Below are 18,396 nucleotides of genomic sequence, written 5' to 3' on the forward strand. Positions count from 1 at the left end.
GTGAACGTGCGACGCGGTGGCCGCTGTCGTCGCCGCTATGGTAGGCAGCGCATTCTTCGCGGGAATCACCCTGCATACGTATTCAATGGCGTTTGCAGGGATGTAATCGCTTTCAGACTCCCGCCACGGTAGCGCCGGGCCATGCCCGGCGAGCGTCACGCGGGGGCGTTCATCAATCCGATGGCGTGAAGCGAATGGCCTGCCCACCGCCCGGTGCCAGCACCAGCGTCAGTGCATCGGCGCTGGTCACCTCGCGGGTTTCGCGCGCGAACGCGAACGGATTGCTGCGGAAATCGGCGCCTTCGCCATCGCGGTAGATCTCGGCGCGATAGCGCACGCCTGGCTCCAGGAAGCCCAGCGATACCGGCAGCACGCGGCCGTGTTCGTCGGTGACGCTGCCGAGGAACCAGTCGCGGCTGTTGCGGTCACGGCGCACGATCGTCACGTAGTCGCCCACTTCGCCATCGAGCACGCGGCTCTGCTCCCAGTCCACCGCCACGTCCTCGATGAAACGGAACGCCTCGCGATGCTGCAGGTAGTGTTCGGGCAGGTCCGCGGCCATCTGGATCGGGCTGTACAGCACCACGTACAGGGCAAGCTGGCGGGCCAGCGTGCTGGGAATGGCCTGGCCGTGGCGGCCCTTCAGGCTGAGGATGCCGGGGGTGTAATCCATCGGCCCGGCCAGCATGCGGGTGAACACCAGATTGACCTCATGCTCCGGCGGGTTCGGCGGCTGGCCCCAGGCGTTGTACTCCATGCCGCGTGCGCCTTCGCGCGAGATCCAGTTGGGATAGGTGCGGCGCAGGCCGGTGTCCTTGATCGGCTCATGCGGGTTCACCGACAGGTGTCGGCGCGCGGCTTCCTCCACCACCTTCAGATGGTGGCGGGCCATGAACTGCCCGTCATGCCACTCGCGCCACAGTGGGCCCCCCGTCGAATTGCGGCGGTCGACCTGGCCGTCGTCACAGACGTAGCCGGTCTTGAACTGGTCTACGCCCAGCCGTGCATACAGGTCCAGCGCGGCGCCCAGCTGGTCCTCGTAGTGCTCGATGGCGCAGCCGGTTTCATGGTGGCCGATCAGGTGTACGCCCTTCTTCAGGCCATATGCCGACAGCGCTTCAATGTCGAAATCGGGCGTGGCCCGGGTGAAATCGAAGTCATAACCATTGCCCACCCACATGCCGTCCCAGCCCGGGTTCCAACCCTCCACCAGCACGCCACGGAAGCCGTGCGCAGCGGCAAAGTCGATCAACTTCTTCGTCTTTGCGGTGGTGGCCGCGTGCTTCGGCCCGGTCGCCCAGCTCTGGTTGTCCAGGTGCATCGACCACCACACGCCCAGGTACTTGGCTGGCTTCACCCAGCTCACATCGCCCAGCGCGTTGGGTTCGTTGAGGTTGAGGATCAGGTCCGATTCGACCAGGCCACCGGCACGGTCGGCGATCTGCAGCGTGCGCCACGGCGTGGCGAAGGGCAGGGCGCGGCGTACCTTCCAGCCTTCGGCCGAGGGCGAGAGCTGCGCGCGCAGGCGCTGGCCCTCGGTGCGGCGCAGCCACATGCCGGCGTAGTCCACCAGCGCCGCTTCGTGGATCGCCACGTGCAGGCCATCGCGGCTGCGCAGGGTCATCGGCGTATGCGCCAGCGGCATCTCGCGCAGCGGCGTGCGCTGGTAGAGGTATTCGTAGTGGATCGGTTCACCCGCGGGGATCCACCAGGCGGTGGATTCAGGCGCGATGGCGAACTCGGTCAGCTCGTCATCGATGATCGCCTCGCGCAGGTTCGGTTGCTCAGGGAACACATACCGGAAGCCAAGGCCATCATCGTAGACGCGGAACACCACATCCAGCCGCCGCCTGCTGCCGGTGGTTTCAGCCAGCTGCACGGTCAGCTCGTTGAAGTGGTTGCGGGTGAGCCGGCGCTCGCCCCACGGCTGCTCCCAGGTGTCATCGACGCTGCGCCGCTGCTGGCCAAGCAGGGCGAAATCGCGGTCCAGGCGACCGTCGCGCAGGGCAAAGCCGAGCTTCGAATCCTCCACCACGGGTTCGCCGAAACGCTCGACGCGGTAGCGGGCGGTGCCGCCGTCCAGCACGAGGCTGACCTTGAGCACCTTGCCGGGTGATTCGACGCTGGCCACCTGCGGCGCGGCCTGCGCCAGCGTGGCCACGCCCAACAGGGCCAGGCCGAACATGTGCGCGAACAGCGCGCGTACAACCGTGTGTGACATCGGCAATTCCCCTCCCAAGGCGCCGTTGGCAGACCCGGACCATAAGCCAGCGCAGCAGCCGCGCTACCGCGTGGTGCCATGAATACGTATGCAGCTGGACGCAGCCGACAGCCCCGCGTCTACCATGGGGCCAAGGCACCTTGAGGGAGGGGCCGCGCCCGCCCGCCGGCAACGACGGTGCGGACCTACAACGCGTGCAGAGAGGGAGGGAGGCCGACGGGCGCAAGCCGGTCCGCCGCTTCGATGCTGAAGATCATTTGCCTGACCGCTGCCCTGGGGGCAGCGCTGGGATCGACCGCGCAGGCGGCCGACCTGCAATTCGACGGCCGCCATGCGCGCGCCGAAGCCGCTGCCAAGGGTAGCTTCGTGCTGCATGCGCCGAAGGGCGCAGTGCAGATCGCAGCCGCACCGATGCGCAGCCAGACCGGCAGCGTGATGTTCGACGCGTTGTTCGCGCTGGCCCAGCAGGAGATGGACCAGGACCGCGTGGACGCGATCCGCGATCCCGCGTTCGACGAAGGCCGACCGGTGCCGTGCGAGTGCTTCCAGACCGGCGCGCGCTGGCCCTATGTGTGGACCCGCGATGTCAGCTTCGCCGCCGATCTGGCGCTGGCGCGGCTGGACCCGCAACGCACCCGGCAGTCGCTGCAGTTCAAGCTGTCGGCGGCGCGCGACGGGCACACGCCCGGCCTGTTCGTGGCGCAGGACACCGGTTCCGGCGGCAGCTGGCCGATCAGCAGCGATCGCGTGGTGTGGTTCCTGGCCGCGCGCCACCTGCTGGATGATCCGGCGTTTGCCGACCAGGTCTGGCAGGCGCTGCAGGGCACGCTGGCGCAGGACCGCACGATGGTGTTCGACGCGCAGATGGGCCTGTACCGTGGCGAAACCTCGTTCCTGGACTGGCGCGAGCAGACCTATCCGGACTGGACCCGCGAGGACGTGCGCTTCATCGGCGATTCCTACGCACTGTCCACCAACGTGCTGCACTACCAGGCACTGCGCCTGGCCGAACGCCTGGCCGGCCAGCGCGGCGATGCCCGCGTGGCCGACTACAAGGCGTGGGCCGATGCGTTGGCACGGCAGATCGATGCGCGCTTCTGGCGCGAGGATATCGGCCAGTACATGAGCTACATCGGCGAAGCCGCGCACCCGGTGCCGTACGCCAAGGTCGATCTGCTTGGCCTGTCGCTGGGCATCCTCGCCGAGGTGCTGCCGCCCGAGCGCGCGCGGCGTGCGCTGGCGGCGTATCCGATGGGCCCGGCCGGCAGCCCGGTGGTGTGGCCGCAGGAGGCGCAGCAGCCGATCTACCACAACCGCGCGATCTGGCCGTTCGTCAGTGCCTATTCGCTGCGCGCGGCGCGCCAGCTGGACGATGCACCGCGCATCGCCGCCGAGATCCGCTCGCTGATGCAGGGCGCCGCGCTGGCCGGTTCCAACATGGAAAACTACGAGCTGGTCAGCCAGGCGGTGCATGTTGATGAGGGCGTGCTGAGCGGCCCGGTGGTCAACTCCGAACGCCAGCTGTGGTCGGTGGCCGGCTATCTGTCGATGGTGGTCGAAGGCGTATTCGGCCTGCAGGACGATGGCCGCGTGCAGCCCAAGCTGCCGGCCGTGCTGGTGCCCGAACTGTTCGGCAAGCAACGCCGCATCTCCCTGGAGGCCAACGGCAAGCGTTATGTGCTGGAGCGGCCGAAGCAGCTGGGCGATGGATTGCTGGTAGCGGGCAAGGTGACGACGCGTGGTGCCACCACCACCGTGCAGCTGGTCCCCGCCGCATCGGCACCGCGCAGCGTGGCGATGACGGCCGACGCCAATGCGCGCGCACCGGCCACGCCGGCCGCACCGCAGGCGCGGCGCAAGGGCAGGGGCTGGAACGTCGAGGTCGCTGCCGACCAGGTGCTGTGGCAGGACGGTCGCGCGCTCACCGCCAGCAATGGCCTGGCACGCATCGGTGACGATGGCCTGCAGCATTGCCTGAGCCTGACCCGACGCGATGGTGCATTGGAATCGCTGCACAGCCCGATGGTCTGCGTCGGTCCGCAGCAGCGACTGAAGGGTGCCGAGCGCTGGCAGTTCACCTCGGCCAGGGCCGGGCAGGTGCGCCTGCGCCTGCAGTACAGCAACCCGAATGGGCCGATCAACACCGGCGTTACCGCTGCGGTGAAGCAGCTCGTGCTGCAGTGCCCGGGCCAGCCGTTGCAGCGGCGTACGGTCACCTTGCCGCACAGCGTGGCCGTTCAGGATTCGACCTCGGCCACGTTCGCCGTACCCAGGGGCCGCTGCACGGCCACGCTTGAAGACGGGTTCAACATGAGCGCGCTGCAGCACTTCGCGCACTACACCGGTGGCAAAGGCGGGCGCGAGGGCGTGCTGAACCAGGCCCAGGTGCAGGCACTAACGGTGGCGCCCGTTGCAGCCGCAGAGGTCGCACGATGAATCGCCCGGCCAAGCCGCAGCTGTCGTTCTGGCAGATCTGGAACATGTGTTTCGGCTTCCTCGGCATCCAGTTCGGATTCGCCCTGCAGAACGCCAATGCCAGCCGCATTTTCGAGACGCTGGGCGCGGATATCGACGCGGTGCCAGGGCTGTGGATTGCCGCGCCGCTGACCGGCCTGCTGGTGCAGCCGGTAATCGGCTACCTGTCCGACCGCACCTGGACGCGCTGGGGGCGCCGTCGTCCGTACTTCATGATCGGTGCGGTGTTGACCACGCTGGCGCTGCTGGTGATGCCGAACTCGCCGACGCTGTGGATCGCGGCCGGCACGCTGTGGGTACTGGATGCCTCGATCAACGTATCGATGGAGCCGTTCCGTGCCTTCGTCGGTGACCAGCTGGCGCCACGCCAGCGTCCGGCCGGCTATGCTATGCAGAGCTTCTTCATCGGCGTGGGTGCCATCGTCGCCAGCTTCCTGCCGTTCATCCTGGCCCACTTCGGCGTTGCCAACACCGCGTCCGCCGGGGAAGTGCCCGACACTGTGCGCTATGCGTTCTATTTCGGCGCGGTGGTGCTGCTGGCGGCGATCACCTGGACGGTGGTCAGCACCCGCGAATATTCACCGGCGGAGCTGGCCGGGTTCGATGATGCCGAGCCACCGGAACATCACGCGGCGGCCGCGATCAACGGCCCGGCTTCATGGACGCGGGTGACCCTGTGGCTTGGGCTGGGTGTGTTGTTGGCGCTGCTGATCGCCTGGCGGCAAGGCGACCGGATGCTGTACGTGCTGGCCGGCCTGTGCGCCGGCTACGGCCTGCTGCTGGCGGCCGCGCGCGCGCTGCCGGCCACGCATATGCTGGCCGCCATCGTCGGCGACCTGCGCGCGATGCCGGTCACCATGCGCCGCCTGGCGTGGGTGCAGTTCTTCTCGTGGTTCGCGCTGTTCGCCATGTGGATCTACACCACCGCTGCGGTGGCCGGTACCCACTTCGGTTCGACCGATCCACAGTCGGCCGCCTACAACGAAGGTGCCAACTGGGTGGGCGTACTGTTTGGCGCCTACAACGGCTTCGCTGCGGTGGCGGCGGTGCTGATTCCGCCGATGGTGCGTGCGATCGGCCTGCGCTGGAGCCACCTGGTCAACCTGTGGCTGGGCGGTGCCGGCCTGGTCTCGCTGATGTTCATCCGCGACCCGCACTGGCTGCTGCTGTCGATGGTGGGTGTGGGCTTTGCCTGGGCCTCGATCCTGTCGTTGCCGTATGCACTGCTGTCCGACAGCGTGCCGGCGTCGAAGATGGGCGTGTACATGGGCATCTTCAATTTCTTCATCGTGATCCCGCAGCTGGTCGCGGCCAGCGCGCTCGGCTTTGCGCTGCGCGCGTGGCTGGGCGGCCAGCCGATGCATGTGCTGGTACTGGGCGGCTGCAGCCTGTTCGTCGCCGGCCTGTGCGTGCTGCGGGTTCCGTCCCGTCCGGAGGTAGTGTGATGCGTGCTGCGTTGGCTGTTGCTGTTTCCCTTGCCCTGTTCGCCGGCCAGGCCGCGGCCGCGCCGCGCCCGGACTACGTCGGCACCACCGAGCCGTTCGCCAGCGATGCGGTGTATTTCGTGGTCACCGACCGCTTCGTCAACGGTGATCCGTCCAACGACCATCGCGACCAGGGCGGCACGCATCGCACCTTCGATATTCCGGTGCCGTGCCCGGACAAGGTGGACGGCAACATCGGCTACCTCGGTGGTGATTTCCGCGGTGTGCTCGACAACGCGCAGTACATCCGCAACCTCGGTTTCGGCGCGGTATGGATCACGCCGATCGTCGACAACCCGGACGAGGCCTTTACCGGCAGCAAGCCGATCAGCTGTACCAGCACGCTGACCGACCGCGGCAAGACCGGCTACCACGGGTACTGGGGCATCAACTTCTACAAACTTGATGAGCACCTGCCCAGCAAAGACCTGGATTTCGCCGGGCTGACCAAGGGCCTGCACGGGGCTGGCTTGAAGGTGGTGCTGGACATCGTGGGCAACCACGGTTCGCCGGCCTGGACCATGCCGACGCGACAGCCGCAGTTCGGCCAGATCTTCGACAAGGACGGAAAACTGATCGCCGACCACCAGAACCTGCCGCCGCAGAAACTGGATCCGAAGCACAACCCGCTGCACGCGTTCTACAACAACATTGGACCGGTCGACAGCAAGGATGGCTCAATCTTCGACGGCAACCTGGCTGAGCTGTCCGACTTCAACCAGGACAATCCGGCGGTGATGGACTACCTGGTCGGTGCCTACCTGCAATGGACCGCGCAGGGCGTGGACGCGTTGCGCATCGACACCATCGGCTGGCTGCCGCACCCGTGGTGGCATGAATTCGTCAAGCGCATCCGCGCCGAGCATCCGGGCATGTTCATGTTCGGCGAAGCATTCGACTACGATGCCGCGCGCATCGCCGAGCACACCTGGCCCGCCAACGCGAACGTGAGCGTGCTCGATTTCCCGTTGCGCGGCGCGCTGGAGCAGACCTTCGGCACCGCCAACAAGGGCTTCGAGACCCTGGCTGAGCCGCTGCACCTGAGCGGCGGACCGTATGCCAATCCCTACGAGCTGATGAGCTTCTACGACAACCACGACATGCCGCGCCTGCAGGCCAGCGACAACGGCTTCATCGATGCGCACAACTGGCTGTTCACCGCGCGCGGCATTCCGGTGGTCTATTACGGTTCGGAAACCGGCTTCATGCGCGGCCGCGCCGAGCATGCCGGCAACCGGGCCTACTTTGGCCAAACGCGCGTGGACGCCGCGCCGCAGAGCCCGATCTTCGCGCCGCTGCAGCGCATTGCCAAGCTGCGCGAGGCCACCCCGGCCCTGCAGCGCGGCCTGCAGGTGAACGAACGCCTGCAGGGCGATGAGGCGGTGTTCTTCCGCGTGCTGCAGCATGGCGAGGTGGCACAGACCGCGCTGGTGCTGCTGAACAAGGGCGACCAGGCCAGGACGCTCACCGTGGCGCGTTACGTCCAGTCCGGCCGCTGGCGCGATGCACTGGACGGCGGTTCGTTGCAGGTGGATGCCTCCCTGAAAGCCGAAGTGCCCGCACACGGCGTGAAGGTGTATGTGCTGGATGCCGCCGTGCAGCAGCCGGCGCTGCAGGCCGAGCTGGACAAGGCGATGACCGACCAAAAGGCTCGGGACCAGCGTCTGGGACGGTGAGGGCGCCGCCGGGCATGGCCCGGCGCTACCGCTCTGGTGGGTGCCAACCTCGGTTGGCACGCTCTTCGAGCAGTCGAGCAGGCTCGACCCTACAATAGGCCCCCCCTCACGCCCTGCCGTACCGCCATGACCGACCTCGCCCCGCAGACCCCGATCGAAACCCTGCTGAAGGCGGCGATGGACGGGGCGGTGCCGATCCGCGCCTTCATGGAGGCCTTCGTCGCCTCCGAGGTGGTACTGCTGACCGGCAGCCTGGTGACCCCCGATGGCAGCGGCTTCGACCCGCTGCTGTTCGACAAGCAGGGCACCCTGCACGTGGCCGTGTTCACCGATCCCTCGCGGGTGGGCATCTACAGCCAGCAGGCCGAACACCAGATCCGCTGGCGGATGCTGGACGTGCTGCGCCGCGTGCCAGGTGGCTACGGCGTGGTGATCAACCCGGGCACCCAGCTGGGTTTCGAGATCTCGCCCAGCGGCGTCGGCGAGATCCTCAAGGACTTCGCCCAGGGTTGATTGTCATGTAGAGCCGAGCCCATGCTCGGCTGCCGTTCGCGCAATGCCGGATCAGTCGAGCACGGCGCGACTCTACAGAAGGCTTCCCTTCGAGCGCCGTCCGTGATCCTCTTGGGCAATATCGGGATCAAGGCATTGCCATGCAATTCAGGGTATTACCCGCCGACGCACCGGAACGGCAGCAATTGGCCCAGTGGTACCACGCGGAATGGGGCCAGGACGCCGGCCTGACACTGGAAGAGGAACTGCAGCGGCTCAATCCGCCACAGGACGCCGAAGGTTTCCCGCACCTGATCGCCGTATTCGATGACGGTCAGGTGGTTGGCGCAGTCCAGCTCAAGCGGCGGGAAATGCAGGCGTTCCCACAGTACGAACATTGGCTGGGCAGCGTGTTCGTGGCCGACAGCCATCGCGGGCGTGGGCTGGCTGGCGCGTTGGTGGAGCAAGCAGCGACGCAGGCGGTGCGGATGGGGGTTTCCGATCTCTACCTGCAGACTGAGGCCCTGGACGGTGGGCTGTATGCGCGGCTGGGCTGGGCACCGCTGCAGGTAGCCGATAGCTGCAGCTATCGCGTGCTGGTGATGGTGCGTTCACTGTAAGAGACGTGCCCTGGAAGAGAAATTTCCTGGTGCTCCGTCCAGTCAGTGAACCGGATGTGCACTTTGAAAGAGCGCGGGAGCGCAGGCTGGTGGCTGGCGACATCGGGCATCGGATGCTCAATCCGCAGCCAGGTTGCCTGCCACCAGGACAGCGTTGTGTCGTACATCGTCGCGCTCGACGTATCGCAGGAGGTCCTGGGCGAGAACGCGTTGGCTGATTGCTGCCAAACGCGCATCCTCCGCATCCGATTTACCCTGGGAATGGGCAGAGAGCAAAAGCATGTTGACGATGTGGGATGAAACTCTGGACTGCAGTTCAGCCTGGGATCGTTCTTGGCCATCCTCGTCGAACAGCAGGTGGATGGACAACGCGAGATCATCACTGTACTGGCGCTTCAGGCTGGGGAGACCAAGGGTGATGTGAAATGCCCCAAGAAGTGAGAAGGCGACGGCGACCAAGGAATGCGTTCCCAGTTGCAACCATATCTTCATGACGTATCTCCTAGCGGGGGCGGATCCATTCGCAGCGATCCAGCCTTCCGCTTACCGATCCGCATCGATAATAGCCGCCATTGAAGTTGTAGCGGATCTCGCGAGGCCAATCACCCTTGTCGACATCAATATCAATCTGTCCCCCATTCTTGATGGTGTCTGATTCAGGTAATGCCTGGCCGAAAATATCCTTGGCCGTACCTTTGATCAGTCGAGCCGCCCCTCTTGCCATTGGATTGATCTGCCAGCAAGCGGTGTCGCCGTTGTCCATCAGCAGGCAGCCGCCAACGCCTCTCCCGAAGAAATGCTCGAGTGATCGGAAAAGTGAGCCAAGGAGGTTTCCATTGATCTGCCCGTGTTGCCAGGCCGGATTGCTTGCCGTGTGCGCGATTCGGATCGCATCATCTACTGCTGGAATGAATTGGTTTGCGACATGCAGGCTGGAGAAGTACCCGCTGTCATTTGCAGGCTTTATGAACACCCATTCTTTCGACATGCGGACAACCGCTTCAAGCTGAAGTCGCTCGCCTTCTGCCAAACCTTGTGAACTGCTGTCGAAGTCGCCTTGCCCATCCCGGGTCTGCACCGGTTGGCTCGGTAGGCGCCAGCCTGGAACGTTGATGTCAGCAGCGATTCCCAATTCGCCCAGGGAAGGAGCTGGGTGGAGCCTTCTGGGAACCTCGCCAGGAGGAATGTAATTGACGGTGACGTAAAGCGCTTGGGCGGTGTGGGGGTTGACCACGAGGTAGACCTCCCAGCCACGACGGAATCCATGTGCCATTTCGCCAGCGGATTCGTATTGCCAGGATTGAGTGCAATTGCCACAGGTGACTACCTGGACTGCGTGCGCCTTGAACGTGGAAAGCGCGGAGCCTGCCAGAATCAAGCTAGCTGCAGAGATCATTTTCACAACGTGACTCCTTGGACGAATGGGTGCACCTGCTGCGGGTACACCTTCCTGATCCACGGCGTTCCCACTGATTCACCTTGCGCTTCGTGGCGATTGCCGCGTATCGGTATCCGCCGTGCGGTTCGTCGGAGATCCGAGGATCTTGATGTAGGGCATCCAATCTGGCCCCGATGGGACCATCTGCTGCATCCAAGGACCGTCGGCGTTATCCTGCAAGCGGGCTCCATGCTTCTGGTGGTTGATGACGTGACCATGGCCGCACCCTCCCATTCCCGCTCGGCGCTGATCTTCCTGATCGCGGCGATCGTTGCCGCGCTGGTGTCCATTCCGGTGCTGCGCGCGGTGGGCATGGTGCAGTGGCCGGTGTTCGTCATCGCCTGGCTGATCAACCTGGGCGCGGCTTGGCATCTGGCTCAGTGGGCGCGCCAGCAGGGGCGCTCGGGCTGGGCGTTCGGGGTACCGGCAGCGCTAGGTACGGTCGCCTCGATCGTGGTGTATGTGCTGCTGGCGTTGCTGGGGCCCAGGGCTGCGCTGCGCTGAGCGTTCGCGGCTTTCGTCGGCAGCGTGCCGAGCATGACCCGGCACTACAGTGGAGCGGGGTAGTAGAGCAGGGCAGAGCCGGCTTCCAGCGCTTCCTCGTAGAAGGGAGCAAAGCCGCGGTAGGCATCGGTGTTGAGTACATCGACCTGCAGACGGCCGCAGCGTAGATCCCGGATTTCATCGAAGCAGAAACGGAAGCACTCGGCCAACGCGAGGTCGAATGCATGGTGTTCACCGTCCTGCAGCAGGAACAGCATTGCCTGGTGGTGTGCACCGACGCTGGGCGCGTTCCACTCGAATTCGGCCTTGCCAGTGTATCGGCCAGTGAAACCGTAGATCATGACTGGCACGGCAGCTCCCACAGAATCCATGTGCCCGCAGCAGCTCCGCCAGCGATGATGCCGGCCACGCTACCGGCACCACCACATACCTCATATCGTTACCTTGCGCCGGTTGTCATCGCTCACGCGGTCGATCAGCTTGTTGTACGGGTCGAAGCCCGCTTCATCCGGCTTTTCGTCCACCGTTATCGTGATTTTGGGCTCCGCACTGGTGATGTGGTGGCGCTGCAGGTACAGCACTCTCTGGTCGCGTTCCTTGCCTGAAGGCCCGTTGGCGAACACGCCGATCTCGATCCAGTCATCCATCTTCCCGTCGCTTTCCTGGCCCTTGCCGTCGGCATATTGCTTGGCAGCATGCAGGTCCAGGGTCACGTCGTAGCGGCCGTCATCGCGCTTGCGGGCGCTGGCGGCCATCACCCGGTTGTCGTAGAAACTGATCTTCTCGAACAGGTCGGTGACCAGCTGCTGGCGGTCGGCCGGCGTCTCGGCGCGGATGTAGGCCAGCAATTCGCGCGAGGTGGTGTAGGGCGGTTGCTGGTATCCCTTGTCCTGCAGGAAGCGCTTCAATGCCCGGTTGAGCGCCTGCTCGCCGATCTCCTCGCGCAGCCGGTAGAACACCAGCGAACCCTTCTGGTAGTGGATGTACTGCTGGTTCTCCACACGTTCCAGCGGCTGTTCCTCGATGGCCTCGCCACCACGCCCGGACAGGTAGCCGTCCAGTTCGCGCTTGAGGAACTGGCGCATGTGCTGGCGGCCGTATTCCTGCTCCATCACCATCAGCGCAGAGTACTGCGACAACGATTCGGAGAGCACCGTCGCGCCCTGCACGTTGGCACCGATCACCTGGTGCGCCCACCACTGGTGTGCGATCTCGTGCGCGGTTACGTAGAACACGTAGTCCACCTTGTCCGGGTCACGCAGGTCAGCGATGAAGCCGATGGCCTCGGAGTAGGGGATGGTGTTAGCGAACGACTGCGCGAAGCGGGCATAGCCCGGGAACTCGATGATGCGCACCTGGCGATGCTGGTACGGGGTGAAGTTCGCTTCGTAGTAGGCCAGCGACTTCTGCACCGCTTCGATCATCCGGTCCACGTTGTAGGCGTGCGCCGGGTCGAAGTAGACCTCGATCGGTATGTTCTTGTACTTCGCCCTGCGCACCTCCCAGCGTGCCGACAGGTAGGCGTAGAAGTTCAGCATTGGTCGGTCCATGGCGTAGCTGAAGCAGCGCCGGCCATTTACCGTGGTCTCCTTCAGAAGGTAGCCCGGGGCCAACGCCACCTGGTCCGGTGCCGTGCAGACCGTGGTGCGGAACTCGAGCCAGTCGGCATCGTTGGCTATGTACGTGTTGGCACGCGCGGCTTCGTCTTCCAGCTTGGGCATGCGCCGCGGCTCACCCAGGTTGCGCTTGCGCCGCTCGTTGCGGTCGCTGATCTCGGCGCCTTCGTTGTAGCCGAACGACGGCAGTACGCGGCTGTTGAAGAAGGTGCCGTTGTCGACGATGTTGCTTGGTGCCTGGCCCGCGGTGATGCCGTTGGGCTTCTGCACCACCCGGAAATGCACGCTGCGGGTTTCACCCGGTTGCAGCGGTTTCTGCAGGCGGTAAATGCGGTAGCCGAGATCGGCGTCATGCATCGAAAGTGTCTGCCCACCCAGGTCGACCGCGACCAGCTGCTTGTCATCGCCCATCGAGACGTGCACGTCCTGGATCGGCGTGGCATGGGTATTGCGCACCGTCCAGTTCGCATCGATCACCATCGACTGCGATTCCGGGAACAGGTCCACGCGGTTGTCCGCCGCCACAATGCGGGGCTGCGGCAGGTTGCGGTACTTCGACAGCTCGCGCTCGTAGCGGGCCTGCAGATCCAGCTGCTGGTCGGGCGAGATGAACTCGTTGCGGATGTTGGTGCTCCAGTACAGCCAGCCACCCACGCCGACGAAGGCCAATGCCGCCAGTCCAGCGAAGGCACCGGTCGGGCCGCGCAGGCGACGGCCGGCCAGGGCCAGGCGCTGGCGCAGGCTCTGGCTGACACCTCGTACCCAGAAGGCCGACGCCAGGCACATCAAAGTCAGCAGGAACAGCGCCCAGTAGCCCTGAAACGCCAGTTGCCCGGTGAGGAAGTGGCCGTAGCCGTTCATGTCCGAATAGGGCGCGTTGGGCCAGCTGCCGAAGTTGTACAGGTTCTGCGTATAGTCGAGCAGGCCGAGCACACCCTGGCCGATCATCACCACGATCAGCAATGCGTAACCGACGAACTTGTTGTTGGTGAGCACCTGCAGCACCAGCGCCAGGCCCCCCATCAGGATGTAGACCACCGAATCCAGCGCGAGGCTGCGCAGGTACAGCAGCGGCTCCAGATGCATGTAGCCCTTGGCCAGCTGCACGCCCATCGCGGCCAGCGCGCCGGCGGCCTGGAAGCAGATGATCACGGCCAGCAGTGCGGTGAACTTGGCCAGCAGAGGCACCCAGTTCGGCACCGGCATGGCATCAGTCACTTCATTGATGCGCGCACTGCGTTCCTTCCAGACCAGCTCACCGGCGAAGAACAGCACGATGATCACCAGCAGCCAGCTGAAGGCCCCCTGCAGGCCCATGATCATCTGCGAGGTGACCGGCCAGATCGAGGTGCCGTACAGGGTCTGCCGGAACAGCGCGCTGGGCAGGAAGTTGGCCAGGCCCAGTACCAGCAGCACGATGAACGGCACGCTGCGCAGGACACCGCGTGTATCGAAGCGGACCTGGCGCAGGAACTGCTGCCACGCCGTGCTGGCGGTGAACGCCGGTGTCACGCGCGGCAGTGTCGCGCGGATGGGACGGACCACGCTGGCTTCGGAAGCCGGTTGCGCCTGCCTGCGGCCCCAGCGCCGACGGCCACTGCCGCTGCGTTCGGTGCGGAACAGCGCGAAGGTGGCGGCAAACAGCGCGGCAGCCACGCCCAACCACAGGGCGCGATTGGCCAGCAGGTAGCCGGCCAGCTCGGGAACCCCGCTGTTGCGTTCGGCGGTGGACCAGTAGCGGATGGTACGGCCGAGTGCGCGCATGCCCAGCGGTTCGCTCAGCACCGCGATCCACGTATTGTCGATGTCGCGCAGCAGGGCCGCGCTGGCGCCGTACAGGACCAGGTAGGCCACCAGGCCGATGTAGACCCAGAGGATCGAGCGGGTCAGCGCTGCCAGCAGCGACAGCAGCGCGGTGGTGAACAACAGGTTCGGAATGACGATGACCGCGAACGTCCACGCATAGCCCTGCCAGCTGATCGGGCCCATGCGCTCGGGATCGACCCACGGCATGAACGGCGCCAGCCACAGGCCGAATGCGATCAGGATGTAGACCAGCAGCCCGGCTGCCAGGGCGGCAGCGATGCGCCCGGCCAGGTAATCGCGGCGCTTCACCGGGCTGGCGAAGATCAGTTCGGCAGTGCCGAGTTCGAAGTCACGCAACAGCGCGTTGCTGACGAACAGGGCGGTGACCAGCATGCCGAGCAGGGTGAAGATGCCCAGCATCTGTGCGATCACGGTGGGCGCGTTGCTGTGCACGTTGCCGGTGCCGCCACCGATCTGCACGGCGTCGCTGGACGCGGCGGCAAAGGCAAGCAGGGCGAACAGCCCGGCCAGCAGCCACAGCAGCGGGGATCGCAGCTGCTCGCGCAGCTCGAAGCGGAAGAAGTTGAGGATCATGGCGTGCTCCGCTCAGGCTGCGACGCGGCTACGGGCCTGAAGGCGCAGGCGCTGGAAGTACACGTCCTCGAGGTCGGGAGCCACGGCCGCGAAGCCGTCGCCAGGGTCGTTGGCGCTGTGCACGTGGATCACCGGGCGGCCACCGACCAGGCGGGTGGACAGCACCACGTAGCGTGCCTCGTGGTCGGCCAGTTCCGAAGGATCAACCTGCTTGCGCCAGACCTGCTGCTGCAGGGCGTCGATGGCATCGGCCGGGCGCCCGGTCAGCAGCACCTGGCCTTTGTTCATGATCGCCATCGTCGGGCACAGATCGGTCACGTCCTCGACGATGTGGGTGGACAGGATCACCGCCACGTTCTCGCCGATCGCCGCCAACAGGTTGAGGAAGCGGTTGCGCTCTTCCGGGTCGAGGCCGGCGGTGGGTTCATCGACGATCACCAACCGCGGGTCACCCAGCAGCGCCTGGGCAATGCCCAAGCGCTGGCGCATGCCGCCGGAGTAGGTGCCCAGCTTGCGCTTGCGCGCGTCCCACAGGTTCACCTGCTGCAGCAGCCCATCGACCACCTCGCGGCGCTGCGCGCGCTGCGTCAGGCCCTTGAGCACCGCGAAATGCTCCAGCAGGTCCAGCGCGCTGACTTTCGGGTACACGCCGAAATCCTGCGGCAGGTAACCCAGCCGGCGGCGCACCGCATCCTTGTCGCGCAGCACGTCGATCGGCGCCTCGCCTGGAATGCTGAGCGTCGCCGTGCCGCTGTCGGCTTCCTGCAGGGTGGACAGCGTGCGCATCAGCGACGACTTGCCGGCGCCGTTGGGGCCGAGCAGGCCGAACATGCCCCGCGGGATGTCCAGGTTGACGTTGTTGAGGGCATGCACGCCGTTGGCGTACGTCTTGGACAGCGAATCGATCTTCAGCATGCGACGTACACCTTTCCATGGGCGATGTCTGCGCGTTATCCGCGCATCAGCCTCCGTGCGCATCCGCCGTTGGTCATGGGGGAAGAATTCCGCCGTCGCACGTTGAGGCGTGGCGTAAGGCCTGGTGGCGCTTACCGGCGCAGCGACGATTCCCGCACCACCAGCTTCACCGGGATGCTCTGGCTCTGCACCGGCTGTCGGCCGATCAACGCCAGCAGGCGCTCCACCAGCAGCTGGCCGGCCTGCTTGGTGTCCTGCTGGACCGTGGTCAGCGCCGGGGACACCGAGGCCGCCAGCGGGATGTCGTCGAAGCCGGTCACCGCCACGTCCTGCGGCACCCGTAGCCCGGCCTCGCGCAGGGCGCGCATCGCACCGATGGCGATCAGGTCGCTGGCGGCGCAGATCGCATCGATCGGCTCGCCACGCGCCAGCAGCGCCTGGCAGGCCTCCTGGCCCGACGCCTCGGTGGTGATCGCATCGTGCTGCAGCGCCGGTTCGGCGGCCAGGCCGTGGTCCTGCAGGGCCGCGACGTGGCCGCGGTAGCGTTCCTGGAATTCGGGGTAATGGCTGGAGGCATGGCCGAGGAAGGCGATGCGGCGGCAGCCCTGCTGCAGCAGGTGGGTGGTGATGTGATGCCCGCCCTGGAAGTTGTCGCTGCCGATCGACACGCCCGGCTGGCCGGGCAGGGCGGCGCCCCAGCGCACGAAGTGCGTGCCCTGTTCGACCAGCCGCTGCAGGCGGTCGCGCGATTCGTGGTAGTCGCCGTAGCCGAGCAGGATGATGCCGTCGGCCTTGTTGCTGTCCTCGTAATCGGCCTGCCAGTCGGTGGACAGCTGCTGGAACGAGACCAGCAGGTCCTGCCCGTGCAGCGCGCAGGCGCGGGTGATCGAGCCCAGCATCGAATGGAAGAACGGATTGATCAGCGAATCGTCGTTGGTCGGGTCTTCGAAGAACAGCAGGGCCAGCGTGCCGGCGTTGCGCAGGCGCAGGCTGGAGGCGTTCTTGTCGACCTTGTAGTTCAGCTCGCGGGCGATGCGCAGGATGCGCTCGCGGGTCTCGGCGTTGACCATCGGGCTGCCGCGCAGGGCCCGCGACACGGTTGGCTGGGAGACCCCGGCCAGATGGGCGATGTCCAGGGAGGTGGCTTTGCCTTTGATCGTCATGGGAACGCGGGAGGGGGCAGGGGGAAGGGTGCCCGGGCATGATGCCATGGGGTGGCTGCCGGCCGTCCTGGCCGTCACTGCTTGTGGCCACGGTCGCGGTCGTGCGACGGTCAACACCATAGCCTGATGGAGCCAAGCGGTGACCTTTCGCCTGTACCCGGGTGTCCCCGACGATTTCGAGGCGCGGATCCGCATCCTTGCGCCAGAGGAGGGTGGGCGTCGCAGCCCGGCCCGGAACGGTATCCGCTGGGACTTCGCCTACGCCGATGACGCCGGGGCGCCAGAGCTGTTCATGATCTGGCCCGACTTCCGTCACGCCGAGGGCGACAGCTGGGCGACCGAGCTGCCGCTGCCGGTGGGCGAGCCCCTGTTGGCCGGCCTGACCGTGGTCAATGAGGTGCTCAGGGCGGGGCTGCACCGGGAGCGTATCCGGCCCGGCGTGCGCTTCCACTGCCATGAAGGGCCCAGGGTGGTGGCGGTGGGGGAGGTCACACGGGTCACCGGCTTGCTGCTGGATCGCCCCCTGCTTCGTTGAGGTCGGTTCCGACCCGGATCGGCCGGATTCCCGACGGGCCGGGGGCGAAGGGAATGGTAAGATGCCTCGTTCCGATATCCCCCCATTCGCAACCGCGGGAGGTCCAGCGTATCGGCACCCCGTTGGGTGTGCTATCACTGGTCCAGCCCCGGACAACGGAAGAATCCATCTATGGCGCGCGGCATCAACAAAGTCATCCTGGTCGGCAATCTCGGCAACGACCCGGATGTGAAGTACACCCAGAGCGGCATGGCGATCACCCGCATCAGCCTGGCCACCACCAGCGTCCGCAAGGACAAGGATGGCAACCAGCAGGAGCGCACCGAATGGCACCGCGTGGTGTTCTTCGGCAAGCTCGGCGAGATCGCCGGCGAGTACCTGCGCAAGGGCAGCTCGGTCTACGTCGAAGGCAGCCTGCGCTACGACAAGTACACCGGCCAGGACGGCGTGGAGAAGTACTCCACGGACATCATCGCCGATGAAATGCAGATGCTGGGCGGCCGCGGTGAAGGCGGCGGCGGTGGCGGTGGCGGCAACTACGGCGGCGATCGTCCGCAGCGCCAGCAGGCGCCGCGCCAGGAGTACGGCGGCGGCGGTGGCCAGCGCGGCGGCCAGGGCGGTGGCTATGGCAACCAGGGCGGCAACCAGGGCGGCGGTTACGGCAACCAGGGCGGCAACCAGCGCCCGCAGCCGCAGCAGGCGCCGCCGATGGACGACTTCGCTGACGACGATATTCCGTTCTGATCGGACGCTCGCCTGCAGCAGAAAAGAAAGCCCCGCTCATGCGGGGCTTTTCTTTGTCCGCGATTGCTACGGAGTTGTGCCCCGCAGCATTGAATTTTCGTGCACCGCAACTT

Annotated in this window: 15 protein-coding genes; 8 read left to right on the forward strand and 7 right to left on the reverse strand. The window is 65.8% G+C overall.

What is annotated here, in order from left to right; genetic code table 11:
• Positions 1 to 172: 172 nt before the first annotated feature.
• Positions 173 to 2,227 (reverse strand): glycoside hydrolase family 97 protein, encoded by a 2,055-nt coding sequence (locus BN1263_RS09700; protein WP_058980767.1) that lies wholly within the window; start codon positions 2,225 to 2,227, stop codon positions 173 to 175.
• Between the two features lie 237 nt (positions 2,228 to 2,464).
• On the opposite strand from BN1263_RS09700, the gene BN1263_RS09705 reads away from it, so the two are divergent.
• The 5 genes from BN1263_RS09705 (at position 2,465) to BN1263_RS09725 (ending at position 8,968) form a co-directional block, all read left to right on the forward strand.
• Positions 2,465 to 4,657 (forward strand): glucosidase family protein, encoded by a 2,193-nt coding sequence (locus tag BN1263_RS09705; protein ID WP_058980769.1) that lies wholly within the window; start codon positions 2,465 to 2,467, stop codon positions 4,655 to 4,657.
• Entirely contained in the window at positions 4,654 to 6,141 is a 1,488-nt protein-coding gene (locus BN1263_RS09710) for an MFS transporter (protein WP_058980771.1), read from the forward strand. The genes BN1263_RS09705 and BN1263_RS09710 overlap by 4 nt, the downstream gene beginning before the upstream one ends.
• Positions 6,141 to 7,856, forward strand: coding sequence for an alpha-amylase family glycosyl hydrolase (locus BN1263_RS09715; RefSeq protein ID WP_058980772.1), 1,716 nt, complete (start codon positions 6,141 to 6,143; stop codon positions 7,854 to 7,856). Before BN1263_RS09710 ends, BN1263_RS09715 begins: the two co-directional genes overlap by 1 nt.
• Positions 7,857 to 7,982: 126 nt before the next feature.
• Complete coding sequence (locus BN1263_RS09720; RefSeq protein WP_058980773.1) at positions 7,983 to 8,369, forward strand: SseB family protein; 387 nt, start codon at positions 7,983 to 7,985, stop codon at positions 8,367 to 8,369.
• Positions 8,370 to 8,509: 140 nt separating this feature from the next.
• Positions 8,510 to 8,968: a GNAT family N-acetyltransferase gene (locus BN1263_RS09725; protein WP_058980774.1), complete on the forward strand. Its 459-nt coding sequence runs from the start codon at positions 8,510 to 8,512 to the stop codon at positions 8,966 to 8,968.
• Positions 8,969 to 9,085: 117 nt separating this feature from the next.
• Here the strand turns inward: BN1263_RS09725 and BN1263_RS09730 are convergent, their stop codons facing one another.
• Both BN1263_RS09730 and BN1263_RS20445 read right to left on the reverse strand, forming a co-directional pair.
• Positions 9,086 to 9,460 (reverse strand): hypothetical protein, encoded by a 375-nt coding sequence (locus BN1263_RS09730; RefSeq protein WP_058980776.1) that lies wholly within the window; start codon positions 9,458 to 9,460, stop codon positions 9,086 to 9,088.
• A 10-nt stretch (positions 9,461 to 9,470) separates the two neighbouring features.
• Complete coding sequence (locus tag BN1263_RS20445; protein ID WP_144435337.1) at positions 9,471 to 10,370, reverse strand: hypothetical protein; 900 nt, start codon at positions 10,368 to 10,370, stop codon at positions 9,471 to 9,473.
• A 225-nt stretch (positions 10,371 to 10,595) separates the two neighbouring features.
• Between BN1263_RS20445 and BN1263_RS09735 the strand changes: the two genes are divergently transcribed.
• Entirely contained in the window at positions 10,596 to 10,910 is a 315-nt protein-coding gene (locus BN1263_RS09735) for a hypothetical protein (RefSeq protein WP_058980778.1), read from the forward strand.
• A gap of 44 nt (positions 10,911 to 10,954) precedes the next feature.
• Here BN1263_RS09735 and BN1263_RS09740 read toward each other — a convergent pair whose 3' ends face one another.
• From BN1263_RS09740 to BN1263_RS09755, 4 genes are all read right to left on the reverse strand, one after another.
• A complete protein-coding gene (locus tag BN1263_RS09740; RefSeq protein ID WP_186008960.1) occupies positions 10,955 to 11,281 on the reverse strand; it encodes a hypothetical protein in 327 nt (108 codons plus the stop codon).
• Between the two features lie 60 nt (positions 11,282 to 11,341).
• Positions 11,342 to 14,926: an ABC transporter permease/M1 family aminopeptidase gene (locus BN1263_RS09745; protein ID WP_058980783.1), complete on the reverse strand. Its 3,585-nt coding sequence runs from the start codon at positions 14,924 to 14,926 to the stop codon at positions 11,342 to 11,344.
• A gap of 12 nt (positions 14,927 to 14,938) precedes the next feature.
• Positions 14,939 to 15,841 carry an ABC transporter ATP-binding protein gene (locus tag BN1263_RS09750; protein WP_058980785.1) on the reverse strand — a complete coding sequence of 301 codons (903 nt, stop codon included), beginning with the start codon at positions 15,839 to 15,841 and terminating at the stop codon, positions 14,939 to 14,941.
• Between the two features lie 131 nt (positions 15,842 to 15,972).
• Entirely contained in the window at positions 15,973 to 17,004 is a 1,032-nt protein-coding gene (locus BN1263_RS09755; protein ID WP_058980787.1) for a LacI family DNA-binding transcriptional regulator, read from the reverse strand.
• Between the two features lie 139 nt (positions 17,005 to 17,143).
• Between BN1263_RS09755 and BN1263_RS09760 the strand changes: the two genes are divergently transcribed.
• Positions 17,144 to 17,539, forward strand: a complete 396-nt coding sequence (locus tag BN1263_RS09760; protein ID WP_058980790.1) for a hypothetical protein — start codon at positions 17,144 to 17,146, stop codon at positions 17,537 to 17,539.
• Positions 17,540 to 17,710: 171 nt separating this feature from the next.
• Positions 17,711 to 18,283 carry a single-stranded DNA-binding protein gene (locus BN1263_RS09765; protein ID WP_019659372.1) on the forward strand — a complete coding sequence of 191 codons (573 nt, stop codon included), beginning with the start codon at positions 17,711 to 17,713 and terminating at the stop codon, positions 18,281 to 18,283.
• Positions 18,284 to 18,396: the final 113 nt, after the last annotated feature.

The organism is Stenotrophomonas thermophila (assembly GCF_001499715.1).
Classification (GTDB): Bacteria; Pseudomonadota; Gammaproteobacteria; order Xanthomonadales; family Xanthomonadaceae; genus Stenotrophomonas; species Stenotrophomonas hibiscicola.

Coding starts and splice junctions, on each gene's coding strand:
- BN1263_RS09705 (WP_058980769.1), top strand. CDS start 2,465: ATGCTGAAGATCATTTGCCTGACCGCTGCCCTGGGGGCAGCGCTGGGA.
- BN1263_RS09710 (WP_058980771.1), top strand. CDS start 4,654: ATGAATCGCCCGGCCAAGCCGCAGCTGTCGTTCTGGCAGATCTGGAAC.
- BN1263_RS09715 (WP_058980772.1), top strand. CDS start 6,141: ATGCGTGCTGCGTTGGCTGTTGCTGTTTCCCTTGCCCTGTTCGCCGGC.
- BN1263_RS09720 (WP_058980773.1), top strand. CDS start 7,983: ATGACCGACCTCGCCCCGCAGACCCCGATCGAAACCCTGCTGAAGGCG.
- BN1263_RS09725 (WP_058980774.1), top strand. CDS start 8,510: ATGCAATTCAGGGTATTACCCGCCGACGCACCGGAACGGCAGCAATTG.
- BN1263_RS09730 (WP_058980776.1), bottom strand. CDS start 9,460: ATGAAGATATGGTTGCAACTGGGAACGCATTCCTTGGTCGCCGTCGCC.
- BN1263_RS09735 (WP_058980778.1), top strand. CDS start 10,596: ATGCTTCTGGTGGTTGATGACGTGACCATGGCCGCACCCTCCCATTCC.
- BN1263_RS09740 (WP_186008960.1), bottom strand. CDS start 11,281: ATGGATTCTGTGGGAGCTGCCGTGCCAGTCATGATCTACGGTTTCACT.
- BN1263_RS09745 (WP_058980783.1), bottom strand. CDS start 14,926: ATGATCCTCAACTTCTTCCGCTTCGAGCTGCGCGAGCAGCTGCGATCC.
- BN1263_RS09750 (WP_058980785.1), bottom strand. CDS start 15,841: ATGCTGAAGATCGATTCGCTGTCCAAGACGTACGCCAACGGCGTGCAT.
- BN1263_RS09755 (WP_058980787.1), bottom strand. CDS start 17,004: ATGACGATCAAAGGCAAAGCCACCTCCCTGGACATCGCCCATCTGGCC.
- BN1263_RS09765 (WP_019659372.1), top strand. CDS start 17,711: ATGGCGCGCGGCATCAACAAAGTCATCCTGGTCGGCAATCTCGGCAAC.